This is a genomic window from Methylophaga sp. OBS3, assembly GCF_026319325.1.
Lineage (GTDB): Bacteria > Pseudomonadota > Gammaproteobacteria > Nitrosococcales > Methylophagaceae > Methylophaga.
In genome coordinates this window covers 21461-40567 of the sequence record NZ_JAPDMU010000006.1, presented here as the reverse complement: position 1 = coordinate 40567, position 19107 = coordinate 21461, and the positions used below count along the sequence as shown (strand labels likewise).

The following is a 19107-nucleotide window of genomic DNA, read 5'->3' as shown; positions in this document are numbered from 1 at the left end:
TAACAAGCTATGACAAATAAATTGGCATTAGTGGTTGATGATTCCAAAGTGGCGCGGTTGACGCTAAATAAACTCCTGCTGGCACAACAGTTCGACGTCGTTGAGCACGACAGTGCTGAAAATGCATTGGCATGGTTAGCACAGCAAACACATTTGCCGAGCGTGATCTTTATGGATTTAATGATGCCTGGCATGGACGGCCTGACGGCAACACGTACTATCAAAGCTGATGGGAAATTACAGGCGGTTCCTGTGGTGATTTGTACGGGAAATGATAGTGATATCGAGAAAAATGCTGCTGTAGAAGCTGGCGCAGAAACCGTATTAGCTAAACCGCCAGCCTCAGAAGCGTTACAACAAGTGTTAAGTCAGTTGCCTACTAAAGCAGCAGAAACAGCAATAACAGCTGAGCCTGAAGCAGTCACACCAACACTGGATATTTCTGCTGTTATCAGCGAAGTTCGCCAGCAAATTGAACAACAAGCATTGCCAGCACTGCGTGTTGAGTTGGCACAGCAACAAAGCCAGCAGATTGACGCTGCAAAACAATCAATCGTTGATGCGGTATTGCCCGTCATTCGCCAGCAAATTGCCGCATCGGTTGCGCAGAGCCAGTCTCAATCTCAGCAACAAGTTGACACTAACCAAGTGTCGGCAACAGTCAACTCAGCTTTAGAGCAGGCATTTCAAAACTTTGATGTGTCGGAAAAATGGCAAGCGGTATTACAGCAACAGTCAGTTGAATGGCTTCATCAGCAACAGTTATCGATTGAATCAACAATGAATACGCAGCTTGCTGAGATGATTTCGACGCAAGTTCAACAGCAATTATCAACGCAGTTAAACTCAGCCATTACGCCACAGTTGGAGTTAGCGATGGCGCAACAAAATGCTGCATTAACAACACAGTTACAGAGCCAACGTGCAGAACTAGAAAATGCTGGTAAACGTAATGTGACGTTAGCTTGGGCGGCAATTGGTATTGCCTTAGCTGCACTTATCATCAGCGTCATATAGTTGGTGAACTTAGTGAGTGAGATAACGCTGACGCAAGCGTTACAGCAAGCCAGTGCCCAATTAAATACTCAGGATGCTCGTCAAGAAGCCGAGTTATTGCTGTGTCATGTGCTGGGGTGTTCATTGGTAAAACTGGTGACCGATGCCAACGAACCACTCTCTGATAATGAAGCTGTCACGTTTTTTCAGCTGATCGATGCCAGAAACTCAGGCCAGCCAGTCGCGTATCTGATGGGCTATCGTGGTTTTTGGGATATGGATCTGGCGGTCACCGATGCCACGTTAATACCTAGGCCCGATACTGAGCTTTTAGTGACACTGGCATTAAGTAAAATGCCTATAAATGCGGTGTGTGCTGATCTTGGTACCGGTAGTGGTGCAATTGCGTTAGCAGCAGCCAAGCAACGGTCAGACAGTTTTTGGTTGGCAAGTGACTATTCACTTCCCGCGTTAAAAGTCGCTCGTCAAAATGCTGAAACCTATGCAGTGAAAAATGTGCAGTTTTCTCAAGGTGCTTGGGCGACGATGATAGCTGCCAATCGTTTAGATCTATTGGTGAGTAATCCACCCTATATTGAAGATGACGACCCGCATCTTGAGACCGGCGACCTTCGTTTTGAACCACGCTCAGCACTCGCTTCAGGCAGCGATGGACTGGATGACATCAGACATATCGTGCATCAAGCACCTGATGTATTGAAATCAGGCGGCTGGCTTTTGATTGAGCATGGCTGGAACCAATCAGAAGCTGTTCAGAATTTATTTAAAGCTGCTGGGTTTATTGAGGTTAGTGGTCATCAAGATTTTGGTGGACAGGACAGGGTGGTCATGGGGCAGTTGCCATCAGGTAAAATACCGGTATGAATGACCAACAATTATTACGTTACAGTCGGCATATCTTGTTGCCGCACCTTGAATACGATGGCCAGCAAAAGCTGATTAATAGTCGTGTAATGATTATCGGTATGGGCGGTTTAGGCTCACCGGTTGCACTTTATCTGGCAGCAAGTGGTGTCGGTAACTTGGTACTGGTCGATGATGATGAGGTCGAGCTAACCAATTTACAGCGCCAAATTATCCACCGTACTGAGACGGTCGGCCAACTCAAAACCGATTCCGCAGCAACGACAATCAATGCCTTAAACGAAGAGGTTGTCGTTGAGTGTATTGCTAAGCGTCTCGATGACGACGAGTTAAGCACATTATTGCCTGACATTGATGTGGTGGTGGATTGTACTGATAACTTTGCCAGTCGATTTTTACTCAATCGTCTTTGCCAACAAACTCAAACCTCATGGGTCTCCGGTGCGGCAATACGTTGGGAGGGCCAAGTTACGGTATTTGACCCACGCCAGGGGGGGGCACCATGCTATCGCTGTTTATATGATGACGAAGGCAATGAAACGCCACAAAGCTGTGCTGAAAATGGTGTTTTATCGCCATTATTGGGCTTAATCGGTAGCATACAAGCCATCGAAACCATCAAATTGTTAACCGATGCCGGTCAGTCACTCTCTGGACGAGTATTAATGATTGATGCACTCAGTTTGCAAATACGGGAAATGCGACTCCCGCAAGATCCGGCCTGTCCGGTCTGCCATGCTCAAGGAAAATAATATGACGCAGAAACAAACCGTGCGTATACCGCGTACGTTAGTTAACGCACTGTTACATCAGGCGCAGCTTTCACCCAGCCGTGAAGTCTGTGGGCTAGTGGGCCGTAAGCAAGATGACTGTGTTTGCTATCCATTAGAAATGCAGGAAACTGATGCGAGCGTCATGTTTGCTTTAAATGCTAGCGAGCAATTAACAGCTATAAAAGCTATAGAGGCAGCCGAGCAAGCGTTATATGCGGTGTATCACTCACACCCAAATTCACCAGCATTGCCCGCGATTACTGATGAAGATGTTGCTGACTTTCCCGAGGCGTTGTATTTGCTGATATCGCTGAATACAAAAGGGGTGTTGGAAATGCGTGGCTTTGACCGTCAGTCAGGAAAACTCGAAGAGGTAGATTTAATCATATGAGTCAATATGACGAAGCGACGTTGTTAAAAGCCGCAGAATTTGCGCTGGATAAAGCACGTCAATTGGGCGCCACTGCTGCAGAGGTCGGTATTTCAAATAGCCATGGTTTATCTGTCTCTGTGCGTCAGGCAGAAATCGAAACGCTAGAACACAACAACGATACCGGTATGGCGATCACGGTTTATCTCGGTCAGAGTAAGGCATCAGCAAGCACATCTGATTTACGTGAATCTGCTATTGCGGAAACTGTCGCGATGGCTTGCAGCATTGCCAAGTTTACCCAAGCAGATGAGTTTGCTGGTTTGCCAGATAAATCATTGTTAGCGACAGAGTTTCCTGACTTGTCGCTTTATCATCCTTGGGATATTTCGCCTGATAAAGCGATTGAATTGGCGATGCAATGTGAACAAGCTGGGCGAGATTTTTCATCACAAATCACAAACTCTGAAGGCGCCAGTGTCTCAACACATCAAGGTCGAAGAGTGTATGCCAATAGCTTAGGGTTTGCTGGTAGCACCCAATCAAGCCGTCATAGCATTGGCTGTACGTTGATTGCCCAAGATAAAAAAGGCATGCAACGGGATTATTGGTATGACCAGGCCCGTGATGCCAATGATCTGCAAGATGCCACGTTTATTGGCCGACGTTCTGCTGAGCGAACGTTATCAAGACTAAATGCCAAAGAGGTTAAAACGGGCCAATACTCAGTATTATTTGCTGCTGAAATGGCGAGTAGCCTGTTTGGTCAATTGATTTCAGCCATTCGTGGCGGCGCACAATATCGTCAAGCCAGTTTTTTACTGGATGCGAAAGGCCAACAAATATTCCCTGAGTTTATGCATATCCATGAGCAACCACATATCCAAAAAGCCATGGGCAGTGCTAACTTTGATGGTGAGGGCGTTGCCACCAAAGCACGCGATATTATCCAAAACGGTGTGTTGCAAGGTTATGTTTTAGACAGCTACTCAGCACGTAAATTGAACACCACCACCACGGGTAATGCTGGCGGTGTACATAATCTGACCATTGATTCCGGTGATCTAGATTTTGCTGGATTACTGAAGCAAATGGACCGCGGTGTCATCGTCACCGAAACCATGGGCATGGGCAGTAATATCGTTACTGGTGACTATTCTCAAGGGGCTGCTGGATTTTGGGTTGAGAATGGTGAAATCCAACACGCCATTGATGAGTTCACCATTGCGGGCCGCTTACAAGACATGTTTATGGGTATTCAATCGGTTGGTAATGATATCGATCTTCGCGGTAATACCCGCAGTGGCTCAGTGCTCATCGACCGAATGACCGTTGCTGCTTAAGACTTATTTCCAAACTGGTTAACAAGTACTTGGGTAATATCGGTGAGCTGCGCGATTACAAATAAACTACTAAGCGTTTCACGGATTTGCTTCACTTTGTGATTATTGTGACGGCGAAGTTGCGTTAATTGCTGCTGCAAATCGGCAGCGGCTGACCAAGTTGTTGGTTTGATTGGCTGCAACTGGCAATTAAAGAATCGATATTCCGCCGAGTTCATCGCTCGGTTAATAAAGAATTGTTTACTTGCCATATCTTCAAACAAGAGATCACTACTAATTTGCCATTCTGACTCTGTGGTTCGACTAAACGCATACAGACCAAACTGCAACCCTGCTTGCAAGTCGCTAATCGGTAGTTTAAGCGGTTGAGTGATGCGGCCTGTGGCATAACTGATAGCTTGCCATAGCGACTGGTGGGAATTGGCGTTATTGTTGGTTGTTGAGGCAACAGCTTGCAAAATACGGTTGTTGTCAGCGTCTAAACCAAAAAATAACAAAACATCAGCCAAGTTATCGCGCAGTTGATTTGCAAATAATCGGCTGCTGAGTTGCAGGGCAAGATCATCATTACGAACACTTAATGTAGGTTTATTTTCGGCGAGGATCTGATCAAAAAAAGTATTGATACTGCTAGGGCAGCTCTCAACTAATCTGCGCAGGCCTAACAATGTCATACCCTGCCAATGTTGTTGGCTACGCACTTCATACGGTACTTGGGTGAGTTTCAATTTGCTTTGTTGTTGCCAGCGAGTGAAATCAACGTTGACTCGGCTACCGGTGGTCACTGATTGTGATGCCGGTACTCTCACCGATAAGCCCCCCGCTGATAATTCGTTGGTTACCAGTGATAACTGCTGCTGATTGATATGCAGTTGGATTGGAGTATGGATTTCGTAACGCTCAGTACTGCGGGTGATGTAAAGGCTTAAGCGCTGTGCTTCTGGCAATGAAATCGACGTTTCAGACACATTTTCATGCTCATTAATATCATCTGATTTAACGAAGTCATGATTACCAGTAGAGATATCGGTCAGGGTTAACAAAAGTTGGCATTGCTGCAATTTCTCAGCAAGTGATAGGGCTAAATCTGATTGGCGCGCTGCAAGTGGCTCAAGCGTTTGAGAAACTTGTTCAGCTGAAAAAGTAATTGTTTGTTTACGTAACAAATACTGTTTTTTAGCGGCCTTATGAGAAGACAGTTGCTGTATTTGTACAGCATCATTCGTGTCAGCCCAAGAGAGTGTATCATCCTGATTAATTTGTATCAGAACGGCCTGTGCTGTTTCTAAGGCTTGAATAGGAAGCTTGTTAAGCACTTGTACTTTTTCTAGCGAATTTAAAACGGACTCTGCTGGTTCACTTGAGTGTGTAAACAAAATATTACTTAAGTCTTGCTCAGCCCAAAATAGTGGGCTTGAAAAGTATTGGCAGAATAGTCTTAGATAATATTCGTTAGCGATATTCAGTAATTCGCTATCAAGATTCACAACGCTCAGTGATTGCTTGTCATGTAACCACTGCGTAAGCCAATAATTTAACTGAATATCATCACTGCATTGGCGTTGGATGATGGCAATGGTTTGCTGTGGTGTATGTTGTAACGAGGTGATTTGATAGGTCAGCTCGGTTAACAGGTTTTCTGGCGCGTTTTCTTGTAACTGCGGCAGTGATATCAAGACATGCTGGTCTTTTTGCAAATACTGCGTGGGTCGCATACTGATCCGCATACCACTCACACTCATATCAATTGTGGTGGCGTGATAACGAAGTTCATCGACATCAACCAGCACATTGGTCGCGATGTTAAGCCGAAGTTCGCGTCTTAAAATCGGTTGAGAGAAGTCTATTTTTTGATAGTGGTCAGCATCGCGAAGCAAAATGGGCTTTGGGGCCTGCGCTTGTGGTGTGGTGGTTTGTTTATCGAGTAATTCGCGTGCTTTTTGCCAAGCTTCAAACACCCCAACGGTAAATTTATTATCGCTGCGTTCGAGTAGGGTTTTAAGTAGAAGGTAACTTCGATCGTCGAGATAATGTGTTTGCTGACCAATTTGGTAAGCCTGACATTCACCAATGACTTTGCCCCGTAAATCAATAGCCCGTAGACAAGGCTTTTGTAGCCGCTGACGTTCCATTTGTTGCAGGAACGCCTGATTTTTCTGGCGGCTATCGGCATCAGCCATTTTTAACCGTTAAATTCCGCCGGCGTTTTGGCTTTGATACTGAGTGCATGGATTTTTTGTTGCATCAAATCACCCACAGCATCAAATACTAAGCGATGACGCTTTAATGGCAGTAAGCCAGAGAACTGCTCGCTGACAATAAAAATATTGAAATGACCGCCACCGGTATTACCTGCATGACCAGCATGCAAGTGGCTTTCATCAATGATTTCTAATGTGTCAGGATTTAGTGACTGGAGACGTTCACGCAGTATATCTTCGGTACTCATGGCAATACTTTACGGAAAGGTTTAACAGTGACTTTTTCGTAGACGTCAGCATCAATATACGGATCTGCGCCGGCCCAAGCTTGAGCAGCTTGCAGGCTATCAAACTCAGCAACCACTAGACTGCCAGTAAAACCTGCAGCGCCAGGATCTTCACTATCAATCGCTGGGTGTGGGCCTGCTAGTAACAAACGACCTTCGTCTTGCAAAGATTGTAGGCGTGCTAAATGTGCTGGTCGAGCGGCTAAGCGACGTTCCAAACTATCATTTTTATCTTCACTGATAATCGCGTACCACATACCTTAATCTCGCGTTTTAGGGACTTCAGTGGCGTACTTTGATAAGTACAGCGCCTGACCCGCAATAAAGACGATGGTGATAGCTAATGAGCCAAACAGTTTAAAGTTGACCCATGTTTCTTCTGAATAACCGTAGGCGATATAAATGTTGAGAAAGCCGGAGAAAATGAAGAAAAGCACCCAAGCAGTATTCAAGCGAGACCAAACAAAAGTTGGCAGTTGAATATGGTTTTCCATCAAGCGTTCAAGCAAGGTTTTGTCGGTGAAAATTTTGGCACCGATGAATGCTGCAGCAAATAACCAATTAACAGCCGTTGGTTTCCACATAACAAACTCAGGATTTTGCAGCCATAAAGTTGCACCGCCCAGCACCATGACTAAAGCAAGCGTGATGAGATGTTGTTTTTCAGTGCGACGATAGCGCAACCAGGTGTAAAGCACTTGCAATAAAGTGGCGACCATCATGACAAACGTTGCGGCGTAAATACCGGCAACTTCATAGCTTTGTCCGCCCCATTCATAAGTGCCACCGCCAAATTTATAGGCAATAAAAAAGAGAATGATCGGTAAAAAATCGCTGAGTAATTTCATTGTTTATCTTCAAAACCTGCGTGAGTCGGTATTCTAACGTAAAATCAAAACTTATGACGCAACAACCACTTGTCTACGACTTACATTGCCACTCAAATGTTTCTGATGGTGCACTGCCACCTGAGGCGTTGATCGCGCGCGCCGTTGAAAAAGGTGTCGATGTATTGGCGCTGACCGATCACGATGGTACAGAAGGTATTACTGCAGCGCAGCAAGCTGCTGAAAGTTTGCCAATCACCTGTGTTGCTGGTGTTGAAATATCCGTCACATGGGGTGCTAACACCTTACACATTGTTGGCCTAAATATTGATATCAATAATGTCCAGTTGCAAAACGGCTTATCGGCCTTAAGAGATTATCGCTCTGGTCGTGCTGTCGAAATTGGAAATCGTTTAGCAAAAGCCGGTATTGCGGGGGCTTATGAAGGTGCAAGCAAATATGCTTCGGAAACCATGTTGGGACGTATGCACTTCGCGCAATTTCTGGTCGAAGCAGGACACGCTAAAGATACCCGAGAAGTCTTTAAAAAATATCTGGTCAGAAATAAACCCGGTTATGTTCCCGGCGAATGGGCAACGCTTGAGGATGCGCTCGGCTGGATTCATGCGGCTGGTGGTCAGGCCGTTATCGCCCATCCAGCCAGATACAAAATGACAGCGACTAAGCTACGCCGACTTATCGCTGAGTTTAAAGAATTGGGCGGCGTTGGCTTTGAAGTCTGCTCAGGTGTGCAGCATGGTGATGAAGTCAGACATTTGGCTGCACTTGCCGATAAGTTTGAATTATTGGCATCTTCTGGCAGTGATTTTCATAGTCCTGAGCAAACTTGGACAGAGTTAGGCAAAATTACGCCTTTGCCGGCGCATGTGACGCCGATTTGGTCGACATGGCCGCAGTCTGATGAACGGAAATTTGCATGAGTCAGTTTTTTCAAATCCACCCTGATAACCCACAACCACGGTTAATTAAACAAGCTTGCGACATTATTCAGCGCGGTGGTCTGGTGGTGTACCCAACGGACTCAGGTTATGCCTTGGGTTGTTATCTTGGTGATAAAAACGCCATGGAACGGATTCGTCGCATTCGACAGCTGGATGACGACCATAACTTCACCTTGGTCTGCCGTGATCTTTCTGAGCTATCGCTTTATGCAAAAGTGAACAACTCAGTGTTTCGTATGCTGAAAGCGCATACACCGGGGCCTTACACATTTATTTTGCCAGCGACCAAAGAAGTGCCGCGTCGCCTGCAACATGCCAAGCGTAAAACCATTGGTTTACGCATCCCAACTAACAATATTGCTTTGGCGTTGCTGGAAACACTCAATGAGCCATTGATGAGTTCGACATTAATTTTGCCAGGCGATGATATGCCGATGACTGAGGCAGAAGATATTGTTGATGCTATTGGTAAACATGTAGATTTAATCATCGATGGTGGCGCTTGCGGTGCAACGCCAACTACCGTTGTTGAGTTTATCGATGATGTACCTGAAATTATTCGTAGTGGCGGCGGTGATACCGCACCATTTGAGGTGGCATGACCACATTTCTTTGGTGGCTATTACCACTAATGAGTATTTGGATAATTGGGCTGCTCACTGCTAAAGCAAATTGGGGCGGGCCACATGTAAATTGGCTCGATGGTTGGACACGAATTTTGTGTCGTGGTCTGCATCGATTAGGTAAACAGCAAATTGCTTTGCCAGAATCTGGCGCTGCTATCGTGGTTGCCAATCATGTGTCAGGTGTTGACCCCTTATTGTTAATCGCCGCAAGTAAGCGACCACTTCGTTTTCTTATCGCTCGCGAAGAATACCAACGCTTTGGTCTGCGATGGTTGTTTAAAGCCGCAGGTTGTATTCCGGTTGACCGAGATGGGCGACCCGAAAAATCACTTCGCCAAGCATTAAAAGCCCTGCAACAGGGAGAGGTGATAGCCTTATTTCCACATGGTAAAATTCACCTAGATAGCGATCCACCCAGAAAACTTAAAGCAGGCTTTGCTCGTTTAGCCGCTTGGACAGAGTCGCCTGTTATTCCAGTCAGAATTGATGGCGTTGGTGCGCCGGGAAATGTGATAACCGCACCATTTATTCCAAGTCATGTGCAATTGACCGTGGCACAGCCGATACAGGTTAATACGGCATCTTTAGATGAGTGTTTAAGTCATGTCCAACAAGTGATTGAAAACACGGACAATGCCCGTCATTAAACAAAAATAAATCTTCCTCTTGATTTTGGTAGCAGCTCCCCCATTTTGCTAATTAACTTAGTTTTTATAGGGACTTTCAGTCATGCAAATCGACAAGTTGACCAGTAAATTTCAGGAAGCCTTAGGCGCAGCACAAAGTCTGGCGGTAGGGAAAGATCACCAATTTATTGAGCCAGTGCATCTGATGCTTGCCTTACTGAAACAGCAAGGTGGCTCGGTCAAACCTTTATTGGCGCAAAGTGGTGTGAATGTCGTCAGTTATCAAGCCGATCTGGATAACCAGCTAAACCGTTTGTCACAGGTTGAGGGCGGTAATGGTGATATCCACATTTCCCAAGACTTAAATCGTTTGTTGAATCAGACTGACAAGTTGGCACAACAACGTCAGGATCAATACATTTCCAGTGAATTGTTTGTTTTAGCGGCAGTTGATGACAAAAATCAGACCGGTGAGTTACTGCGTCAACATGGCGCCAGTAAAACCAGCTTAAATGCAGCGATTGATAAAATTCGTGGCGGTGAGCGAGTGACCGATCAAAATGCTGAGGAGCAGCGCCAAGCATTGGAAAAATACACCATTGATTTAACGGCTCGCGCAGAGAGCGGCAAACTGGATCCAGTAATTGGCCGAGATGATGAAATTCGTCGCACCATTCAGGTTTTACAACGCCGTACCAAAAATAACCCGGTGTTAATTGGTGAGCCAGGTGTGGGTAAAACCGCGATTGTGGAGGGCTTGGCGCAACGCATCGTGAATGGTGAAGTGCCAGAAGGCATGAAACATAAACGCGTATTGTCTCTGGATATGGGCGCCCTTATTGCCGGTGCCAAATTCCGTGGTGAGTTTGAAGAACGCCTCAAAGCCGTACTGAATGATCTGGCTAAACAAGAAGGTTCAATCATTCTGTTTATTGATGAAATCCACACTATGGTTGGCGCGGGTAAAGCGGACGGTGCGATGGATGCTGGCAATATGCTTAAACCTGCTTTAGCGCGTGGCGAATTGCATTGTATTGGGGCAACAACATTAGATGAATATCGTCAGTATGTTGAGAAAGATGCTGCTTTAGAGCGTCGTTTCCAAAAAGTCATGGTTGGTGAACCGACTGTTGAGTCGACGATTGCGATCTTGCGTGGTCTTAGCGAACGTTATGAAGTGCATCATGGTGTTGATATTACTGACCCTGCCATTGTTGCGGCGGCCACGTTGTCGCATCGCTACATTACTGATCGTAAATTGCCGGATAAAGCGATTGATCTGATTGATGAAGCAGCAAGCCGTATCCGGATGGAAATTGATTCTAAACCAGAGGTGTTAGATCGTCTGGAACGTCGTTTGATTCAGTTAAAAATCGAACGTGTTGCGCTACAAAAAGAAAGCGATGATGCCTCGAAAAAACGGTTAGAAACACTTGAAACCGAAATGAAAAAACTGCTGCGTGAGTATACTGACTTAGAAGAAGTTTGGAAGTCAGAAAAAGCTGCATTACATGGCAGCCAACACATCAAAGAGGCGTTGGAAAAAGCCAAGTTAGAATTAGAAGCGGCAAATCGTAATGGCAATCTGGAGAAAATGTCAGAGCTGCAATACGGTCGTATTCCAGAGTTGGAAAAACAGCTCGCTGCAGCCAATGCCGCCGAACAGGTTGAGTTCAAACTACTACGCAATAAAGTGGGTGAAGAAGAAATCGCCGAGGTAGTTTCTAAGTGGACGGGGATTCCTGTGTCCAAAATGCTTGAAGGCGAACGCGACAAACTACTGAAAATGGACGAAGCATTACATGAGCGTGTTGTTGGCCAAGATGAAGCGGTTAATGCGGTAGCTAATGCGATTCGTCGTAGTCGGGCAGGGTTGTCAGATCCTAATCGACCAAACGGTTCGTTTTTATTCTTGGGGCCAACGGGTGTTGGTAAAACCGAGTTATGTAAATCGTTGGCCAGTTTCTTATTTGATACCGAAGAAGCCTTAGTGCGAATTGATATGTCTGAGTTTATGGAAAAACACTCAGTGGCACGATTGGTCGGTGCACCGCCGGGTTATGTCGGTTATGAAGAAGGCGGTTATCTGACCGAAGCGGTTCGCCGTAAACCGTACTCGGTAATTTTGCTTGATGAAGTCGAAAAAGCGCATCCGGATGTATTCAATATTTTGTTACAGGTACTTGATGATGGCCGTTTGACTGATGGTCAGGGACGCACAGTGGATTTCCGGAATACGGTCGTGGTGATGACATCTAATCTGGGGTCAAATGTGATTCAGGAAATGGCGGGTGAAGAGCAATACGACGTCATGAAAAATGCGGTGATGGAGATTGTCGGTCAACATTTTCGCCCTGAGTTTATTAACCGGGTTGATGATGTGGTGGTCTTCCATCCGCTGCAAAAACAACAAATCCGCACAATCACGGATATTCAGTTGGCACATTTACGCCAACGATTGGCGGATCGGGATTTGGCGTTGGAATTAACAGATGCTGCATTAGATCACATCGCAGAGGCGGGTTTTGATCCGGTTTACGGTGCACGACCACTGAAACGTGTCATACAGAATGAAATTGAAAACCAACTGGCGCATGAATTACTGGCAGGCAAATATACGGCTGGTCAGGTAATTCATGTTGATGTTGAAGATGAAGCTTTGGTGTTTAGTACTTCTGTTAAACATTAAGTGAGTTTGAACAGCGAGATGCAGCCATCGGGCAAACCTAACGCGATGGCTGTTACTTGCAAGGTTATGCATATTTAACTAGCCGTTGCTATAATACTCAGCTTTCTTTCCTGCCTCGGGGAACCGTTAACATGTCTGAGTTCGGCAAGTTTGTCGATGCCTTTACGCCTGCGGAAGTCGCGGAAAAAGTCAAAACAGTTGGTGTCGATAAAGCCAATATGTCGATTATTCCGTTAGTCATTCTTTCATTAATGGCCGGCGCTTTTATTTCTTTTGCAGCAATGTATTACACAGTCGTTATGACCGACGCGGGTACCGCTTATGGTATGGCAAGGTTGCTTGGCGGTTTAGTGTTTGCCTTAGGTTTTATTCTGGTCGTGATTGCGGGGGCGGAATTATTCACTGGTAATACCTTAGTGGTGATGGCATATGCCAAAGGGCAAGTCAGTTTTAAAGGCCTGATGCGTAACTGGGGTATCGTTTACATGGGCAACCTGATTGGCGCGCTGGTAACGGTCTACCTCGTTTATTTATCGGGATATCTTGATAATGCGCACTACGGCGTTGGGGCGACAGCGCTAAAAACGGGTCTTGGCAAAGTTGAGCTCACGACAACAGAGGCTTTTGTTCGTGGCTTGTTCTGTAATGTCTTGGTTTGTTTAGGTAGCTGGATGGTTTACGCATCACGTTCAGTCACAGATAAAGTGATGGCGGTGCTTTTCCCTATCTCAGGCTTCGTTGCGATGGGCTTTGAGCACTGTGTTGCCAATATGTACATGATTCCAATTGCCATGATTGCCGCTGCTGATGAAGCTATTGTTGCGGCAAGTCATTTTACCCCGGAGCAATTACAGGCGTTAGATTTCGGTGGTTTGCTGGGTAATATCATTCCAGTAACACTAGGTAATATCGTCGGTGGTGCGGGTTTTGTCGCCATGGCGTATTACTTGGTTTACGTATACAACCGACCTGAAACCACTAAATAAACATAAAATAAGTGCATTTCCCTTACGGGAAGTGCACTTTTACCTCATCATTAATGTGTTTCTGGTGGATGCCAGTCGCTATCAGTCAAGATTTTCGGGCTTGGTTTGCCGACATAATAGCCCTGAGCAAAGTCCACTCCGTAGGTTCTCAACAATGTCAAAACCGCGTGGTTTTCGACAAACTCTGCAATCGTTTTACGACCTAAGCCTTTAGCGACATCCACCAATGCTTTGACGAATAATTGATCGTCAGCATTCTTATCCAAGTCTTTGATAAAAATCCCATCAATTTTGATGATATCGACCGGTAGCTCACGCATGTAGTTGAATGATGAGAACCCCACACCAAAGTCATCCAAAGAGAATTGGCAGCCTAACGCTTTAATCGCCAGCATCATAGCTTTGGCTTTTTGCAGATTACTAACCGCAACGGTTTCAGTGACTTCAAAGATGAGTGTCGCCGGATCAATCTCATACTTTTTAATCAGCTTTTTCAATAATGGCAGCAGCATCGGCGCATCAATGATTGAAGCCGATAAGTTGATAGAAAAGCGCGCTTTAATACCTTTTTTATGGAGCTCAGCAAGCTTTTTAATACTGATATTGATGACCCACTGGTCAATTTCGCGAATTAGTCCGACTTGTTCAGCTACTTCAATAAATTTTCCTGGCAAGCTGATATCACCTGTTTCCGGGTGATGCATACGAATCAGGACTTCATAGTGCTCGACATTATTGGATTTGAGCTCAAGAATGGGTTGGAAATACAACAGGAAGTTATGATTTTCCAAAGCATCTTCAATTTGGTGTTTCCAGTACACTCGGCTTTCCAGTTCTTGCCTTGTTTGGTCATCGGCGGAAAACACGTGAAAGTCACTTTTACCATTTTGTTTGGCTTGATACATGGCCAAATCTGCATAGGTCAGCAGCTCATGAATACTGGCGTCATGTAGCGGGAAATGCACAATACCGATGCTGGCGGAAATTTTATGGCGTACCGCCCCATATTCAAGCTGGAGTGTTGACAACTCTTTTAATATTTTATGTGCTAAAACTTGTGCGCCTTCGTCATCACTTTCGGGCATCAAAATCGCAAATTCGTCACCACCCAGTCGGGCAACTAAGTCAGTGAAGCGCGTGACGCGTTTGAGTGTTTTTCCAACCAACACCAACAGCTCATCGCCAGCTTTGTGACCGCTCGTGTCATTGATATCTTTAAACTGATCTAAGTCGAGATATAACAGCGTGTTGTTATGGTGGTAACGAATTGCCGTGCGTAAAGACTTTTCAAACTCTTCGGTAAATTTACGGCGGTTACATAAATCTGTAAGCGGATCATGTTCGGCCATCCAGATAACGCGTTTTTCAGCCTCACTTTTCGCGGTCATATCTAAACCCACGGATAAGATCACGGCATCGTTATTATTATTTTCTAGGCGTGAATGTAGCCAAGAAATTTGTTTGATGACGCCATATTTATCAACCAGTTCGGCATCTTGCTGAGCAATACGCAGATTGCCGGCTAATAACTCGTTAAAACAAGTCTGCGCTTCAGTCCAATTGCCGGCCGGAAACATTCTGGCGACATCGGTATTGAGAAGCTCAGCTTCCTGAAAGCCGGTGAGTTTGGCACCATGTTCATTAAATAAGGTGATCTCGAATTTTTCATTTACGGTCAGAATAATAAGCTGTGCCGTATCCATCAGACTTTTGATGAAATCACGCTCGACACGAAGTTCTTCTGACTTTGCATTGATTTGCTTACTTCGCTGTTCGATATTGCTATCTAATTGTGCCAACATCTCAGTGAGTTGCTGACCCGCATGTTGCAGATCAATGATTTCTTGATGTTTTGTTGCAGATTCAAGGCGTTGAAATATCTCGTTGGCTTCTTGATATTTTTTGGCGGAGAGCAAGGGAAGGGCAGAAGTGATTTGTTCAAGCGCTTCTAATGGTCTAGCTAAACGGTGGTAGGCATAGATAGCCCATAGTCCTGCGATAATGATGAGCAGTGCGGCACATAAGCCAAAATAGATGGCGATATCACTACCTGTTAAAGCATTATCCAAACTGCTGTATACCAACCATGCAGCAATAAATAAAACAGATAAGCCGCTTACCAAACTACCGATAAAGATTTTTGCAATTGATTGCCAGTGAAGTGTATTGCGTGAAATGCCGGCCATGGTCACAGATCCCTTTGCTGAACGGCGATTATGGCATAAAAGCCTTGTTCAGCAAGTATCGCTATCACCCTAACTTTGCTCGCCACGGGAGATTTTTTTCAATACCCAGTCTAAAGCGCGTCCGGGTAATATCCGTTTTAAAGTGCCGAGCAAGTAGGTTGGGAATGTCACGTAATAACCTAGTTGAGGGCGTTTAGCTTCAACTGCATGAATCAGTTTATCGACAACGGCACTCGCAGGTAGCGTAAAGGGCGCTGCTGGGCCAGACTTGGTTAAGCGATTTTCCATGGCTTGGTAAATTTGCCGATGGGCACTGTTAGTCTTATCAATATTTTGCTGATATTTAGCAAAAGCATTGGCACGGAATTGACTGAGAATAGGACCAGGTTCAATCAAGCTAACTTCGATGCCTGTGCCACGTAATTCTAGTCTTAAGGTATCGGCAAGGCCTTCTAAAGCAAATTTACTGGCGTTATATGCACCGCGATAAGGTAATGCAATTAAGCCGAGTACTGAGCTGTTATAGATGATTCTGCCATGACCTTGTTGACGCATGACTTTGATAACGGCATTGGTGAGCACTTGGGTGCCGAATAGGTTGGTATTGAATTGGGCTTGTAAAACGTCTCTTGTCAGGTCTTCAACGGCGCCAGGTTGCCCATAAGCACCATTATTAAATAGCGCATCAATACGACCATCTAACAGACTTAGACTTTCTTCAAGCCCTTGTTGAATGCTGTTATCACAGTCCAGATCAAGTATGACGCAAGGAATACCTAAGTCATTAAATTGCTTGATATCTTTTTCATTACGCACACTTGCCACGACCTTGTGACCTCGGTCATGCAATAACTTGGCGGCCTCTAGACCGATACCGCTGGAGCAACCTGTGATAAGAATATGTTTTCGTTTAGGTGAATTTTTCATATGCTGATACTACCCGCCGGCGACGGAATAATTAAATAAATAGTGACTTGAGACGCTAAAAGCTATTAAGTTGCTTAATAAAAGAGGTCGCAAAGTACTGAGTATGCTGCAATCGCAAGACATCAGCCAATCTGACTACGAAAAATTCAGGCTTTTTCTCGAGCAGGCCTGCGGTATCTTGCTGGGTGACGGTAAGCAATATTTGATTATCAGTCGTTTAACGAAGCTGCTTAGAGATGAAAAGATTGGTTCCGTTTCTGAATTGCTGACGGCGATTCAGATGGGTACGCCTGCCCATCTGCGTAATTCTGTGATTGATGCTATGACGACCAATGAAACCTCGTGGTTTCGTGATGGTAGTCCGTACTTTATCCTTGAAAAAAATATGTTAGCTGAGCTTGAGCAAACGACGAAAGCGCCATGTCGAATTTGGTCTTCTGCTTGTTCTTCTGGACAAGAGCCATATACGATTAGCATGTTAATCACTGAATATCTGAGAAAAAATTCAGGAAGTAAGTTGAGCAGCTCGCAAATCGTGGCGACTGATATCTCCACCAAAATGTTGACGATGGCGCGACTTGGTTTATACGAAACCAATACCCTGGATCGTGGACTATCTTTAGCTAGAAAACAGCAGTTTTTTAAAGCGGTTGGTGAGCAGTGGGAAATTAGTCAGGACGTTAAGCAGCGCGTGCAATTTCGCGAACAGAATTTATTACAAAGCTATACCGGTCTGGGGCGTTTTGATGTGATTTTTTGCCGAAATGTATTGATTTATTTTTCAGCTCAGCGAAAGAGTGACATCCTGACCCGAATGGCGCAGGCCCTGAACCCGGGTGGTTATTTATTCTTGGGTGCATCAGAAACGATTAGCGGCTATTCAGACGCATTCGAAATCAAACGTTATCCCGAGGGCGTTGTTTACCAACGACGTTAATCTGTTTTGGGTATTTGTTGTGGGCTGGCTACCGTTTGTTCCGAGGGCTTATCAGGTTTCTCGGGTGGCTCACAAAGACCAAGCCAACTGCCGATTTGTCGAAAAACCAGTTTGATAAGACGCCATAACCTGGGTAACAGCCAGATCATCAAAGCGATAAATAGAACCAGTAAAATTAAAAAGCCTACAGGATGGTTGAGAGCCAGCCATAAGCCGCCAATGACCATCAAATCTTCACTAATCGATGCCCCCCAATTGCTGAAAGGTTCGGGTGAGGTATTGATAAGTAATCGACTACCAGCTTTGGTGGCATGACTACCTGCAGCTAATGTGCCACCAATTAAGCCCGCAGCTAATTCGGCAGCAGGGCTAATATCACCAACAGCACTAGCCGCAAGGACTGCACCTGCTGGAATTCTTATAAACGTATGTAAAGTATCCCAGCCTGTATCGACGCCTGGTACTTTATCGGCAAAAAATTCCACGCAATATAAGGTGGCGGCAGCCATCATGACCAATGGGTCACTTAACACGACCATATCTTCAGGCAATACAATATGCCCAGCATTCGCGAGAAAACCCAACATAAACACAGCGGCGTATAAATTAATACCGCTAGCCCAAGCAATACCCATACTGAGGGCAATTACACTGACCGCGTCCATTTGCGCCTCCTCTTTGTTATAGTGACGTCTATGCTGAAACGGAATATAGATTGATGATAACCCGAACTGAACTGCTCGCCTATCTTGATGGTTTGCTAGAGCCTGGACGGTATCAAGATTATAGCCCTAATGGTTTACAAGTCGCGGGAAGTGAAAATATCGAGCGAATCGTCACTGGAGTCACTGCTTGTCAGGCGCTCATTGATGCCGCGATAGCAGTTGAGGCTGACACTATCATTGTTCACCATGGTTATTTTTGGCGTGGTGAATCGCAAACGGTAACAGGCATTAAACAACAACGTTTAAAGAAATTGTTAGCCAATAACATCAACTTAATTGGTTATCACCTACCGTTAGATGCGCATCCTGAGCTTGGCAATAATGTGCAGCTAGCAAGATTATTGGGCATTGAGATTGATGGCCGCATTCGCGGTAGCGGTGATCCAGCCATTGCTTTATGTGGCACGCTGCCATCACCGGTAAGTTTAGAAAGTTTTTCGGAAAAAGTGTCTCAGGTGCTCGACCGTCCAGCCCTCACTATTTCAGGCCATGACCGACCTATCAGCACGATCGGTTGGTGTACTGGCGCGGCGCAAGGTTATATTCAGCAAGCTGCTGAGCTGGGTTTGGATGCTTTTATGAGTGGTGAGATTTCAGAGCAGACCACCCATCTCGCCCGAGAGTTGGGGATTCATTACATCGCTGCAGGGCATCACGCGACTGAGCGGTATGGTGTCAAAGCACTTGGTGATACGATTGCTACAAACTGGCCTGTTTCAGTGCAGTTTATCGATATTGATAACCCGGTTTAAGGAATAGGC

General features: G+C 45.3%; 19 protein-coding genes. 12 read left to right on the top strand and 7 right to left on the bottom strand.

Going from position 1 to position 19107, the window contains the following annotated elements; genetic code table 11:
* The first annotated feature begins 9 nt into the window (after window positions 1-9).
* From OMP94_RS10630 to pmbA, 5 genes are read left to right on the top strand one after another with little or no spacing between them, the layout of a single operon-like run.
* Window positions 10-1017: a response regulator gene (locus tag OMP94_RS10630; RefSeq protein ID WP_266278281.1), complete on the top strand. Its 1008-nt coding sequence runs from the start codon at window positions 10-12 to the stop codon at window positions 1015-1017.
* A 12-nt stretch (window positions 1018-1029) separates the two neighbouring features.
* Window positions 1030-1881, top strand: coding sequence for a peptide chain release factor N(5)-glutamine methyltransferase (gene prmC, locus OMP94_RS10625; protein ID WP_266278280.1), 852 nt, complete (start codon window positions 1030-1032; stop codon window positions 1879-1881).
* Window positions 1878-2633 carry a HesA/MoeB/ThiF family protein gene (locus OMP94_RS10620; protein WP_266278279.1) on the top strand — a complete coding sequence of 252 codons (756 nt, stop codon included), beginning with the start codon at window positions 1878-1880 and terminating at the stop codon, window positions 2631-2633. The genes prmC and OMP94_RS10620 overlap by 4 nt, the downstream gene beginning before the upstream one ends.
* A 1-nt stretch (window position 2634) precedes the next feature.
* Window positions 2635-3045 (top strand): M67 family metallopeptidase, encoded by a 411-nt coding sequence (locus OMP94_RS10615; protein ID WP_266278278.1) that lies wholly within the window; start codon window positions 2635-2637, stop codon window positions 3043-3045.
* Window positions 3042-4367 carry a metalloprotease PmbA gene (gene pmbA, locus OMP94_RS10610; protein ID WP_266278277.1) on the top strand — a complete coding sequence of 442 codons (1326 nt, stop codon included), beginning with the start codon at window positions 3042-3044 and terminating at the stop codon, window positions 4365-4367. The genes OMP94_RS10615 and pmbA overlap by 4 nt, the downstream gene beginning before the upstream one ends.
* On the opposite strand, the gene OMP94_RS10605 is transcribed toward pmbA, so the two are convergent.
* Genes OMP94_RS10605 through OMP94_RS10590 form a run of 4 tightly spaced genes read right to left on the bottom strand, consistent with a single transcriptional unit; the run spans window position 4364 to window position 7703 of the window.
* Window positions 4364-6547: a PilZ domain-containing protein gene (locus tag OMP94_RS10605; RefSeq protein WP_266278276.1), complete on the bottom strand. Its 2184-nt coding sequence runs from the start codon at window positions 6545-6547 to the stop codon at window positions 4364-4366. The genes pmbA and OMP94_RS10605 overlap by 4 nt on opposite strands.
* Window positions 6548-6549: 2 nt before the next feature.
* Window positions 6550-6816, bottom strand: coding sequence for a BolA family protein (locus tag OMP94_RS10600; RefSeq protein WP_266278275.1), 267 nt, complete (start codon window positions 6814-6816; stop codon window positions 6550-6552).
* Window positions 6813-7112 (bottom strand): YciI family protein, encoded by a 300-nt coding sequence (locus tag OMP94_RS10595; protein WP_266278274.1) that lies wholly within the window; start codon window positions 7110-7112, stop codon window positions 6813-6815. The genes OMP94_RS10600 and OMP94_RS10595 overlap by 4 nt, the downstream gene beginning before the upstream one ends.
* A gap of 3 nt (window positions 7113-7115) precedes the next feature.
* On the bottom strand, window positions 7116-7703 hold the full coding sequence (locus OMP94_RS10590; RefSeq protein WP_266278273.1) for a septation protein A: 588 nt from the start codon (window positions 7701-7703) through the stop codon (window positions 7116-7118).
* 53 nt (window positions 7704-7756) lie between these two features.
* On the opposite strand from OMP94_RS10590, the gene OMP94_RS10585 reads away from it, so the two are divergent.
* The 5 genes from OMP94_RS10585 to OMP94_RS10565 all read left to right on the top strand — a co-directional run bounded on the left by OMP94_RS10585 (window position 7757) and on the right by OMP94_RS10565 (window position 13571).
* Window positions 7757-8623 carry a PHP domain-containing protein gene (locus tag OMP94_RS10585; RefSeq protein ID WP_266278272.1) on the top strand — a complete coding sequence of 289 codons (867 nt, stop codon included), beginning with the start codon at window positions 7757-7759 and terminating at the stop codon, window positions 8621-8623.
* Window positions 8620-9246 carry an L-threonylcarbamoyladenylate synthase gene (locus OMP94_RS10580; RefSeq protein WP_266278271.1) on the top strand — a complete coding sequence of 209 codons (627 nt, stop codon included), beginning with the start codon at window positions 8620-8622 and terminating at the stop codon, window positions 9244-9246. The genes OMP94_RS10585 and OMP94_RS10580 overlap by 4 nt, the downstream gene beginning before the upstream one ends.
* Window positions 9243-9917: a lysophospholipid acyltransferase family protein gene (locus OMP94_RS10575; protein WP_266278270.1), complete on the top strand. Its 675-nt coding sequence runs from the start codon at window positions 9243-9245 to the stop codon at window positions 9915-9917. The genes OMP94_RS10580 and OMP94_RS10575 overlap by 4 nt, the downstream gene beginning before the upstream one ends.
* Before the next feature lie 82 nt (window positions 9918-9999).
* The gene (clpB, locus tag OMP94_RS10570) at window positions 10000-12585 is read left to right on the top strand and encodes an ATP-dependent chaperone ClpB (RefSeq protein ID WP_266278269.1); all 2586 of its coding nucleotides are present in this window, start codon (window positions 10000-10002) and stop codon (window positions 12583-12585) included.
* A 131-nt stretch (window positions 12586-12716) separates the two neighbouring features.
* Window positions 12717-13571, top strand: coding sequence for a formate/nitrite transporter family protein (locus OMP94_RS10565; protein ID WP_266278268.1), 855 nt, complete (start codon window positions 12717-12719; stop codon window positions 13569-13571).
* Window positions 13572-13621: 50 nt separating this feature from the next.
* Here the strand turns inward: OMP94_RS10565 and OMP94_RS10560 are convergent, their stop codons facing one another.
* Both OMP94_RS10560 and OMP94_RS10555 read right to left on the bottom strand, forming a co-directional pair.
* Window positions 13622-15757 (bottom strand): putative bifunctional diguanylate cyclase/phosphodiesterase, encoded by a 2136-nt coding sequence (locus tag OMP94_RS10560; RefSeq protein ID WP_266278267.1) that lies wholly within the window; start codon window positions 15755-15757, stop codon window positions 13622-13624.
* 69 nt (window positions 15758-15826) lie between these two features.
* The gene (locus tag OMP94_RS10555; RefSeq protein WP_266278266.1) at window positions 15827-16684 is read right to left on the bottom strand and encodes an SDR family NAD(P)-dependent oxidoreductase; all 858 of its coding nucleotides are present in this window, start codon (window positions 16682-16684) and stop codon (window positions 15827-15829) included.
* Between the two features lie 103 nt (window positions 16685-16787).
* Here OMP94_RS10555 and OMP94_RS10550 point away from each other — a divergent pair, with 103 nt between their 5' ends.
* On the top strand, window positions 16788-17621 hold the full coding sequence (locus tag OMP94_RS10550) for a CheR family methyltransferase (RefSeq protein ID WP_266278265.1): 834 nt from the start codon (window positions 16788-16790) through the stop codon (window positions 17619-17621).
* Here the strand turns inward: OMP94_RS10550 and OMP94_RS10545 are convergent.
* Window positions 17618-18286, bottom strand: coding sequence for a DUF4126 domain-containing protein (locus OMP94_RS10545; protein ID WP_266278264.1), 669 nt, complete (start codon window positions 18284-18286; stop codon window positions 17618-17620). The genes OMP94_RS10550 and OMP94_RS10545 overlap by 4 nt on opposite strands.
* Before the next feature lie 53 nt (window positions 18287-18339).
* Here OMP94_RS10545 and OMP94_RS10540 point away from each other — a divergent pair, with 53 nt between their 5' ends.
* Window positions 18340-19098: a Nif3-like dinuclear metal center hexameric protein gene (locus OMP94_RS10540; RefSeq protein ID WP_266278263.1), complete on the top strand. Its 759-nt coding sequence runs from the start codon at window positions 18340-18342 to the stop codon at window positions 19096-19098.
* Window positions 19099-19107 lie beyond the last annotated feature (9 nt).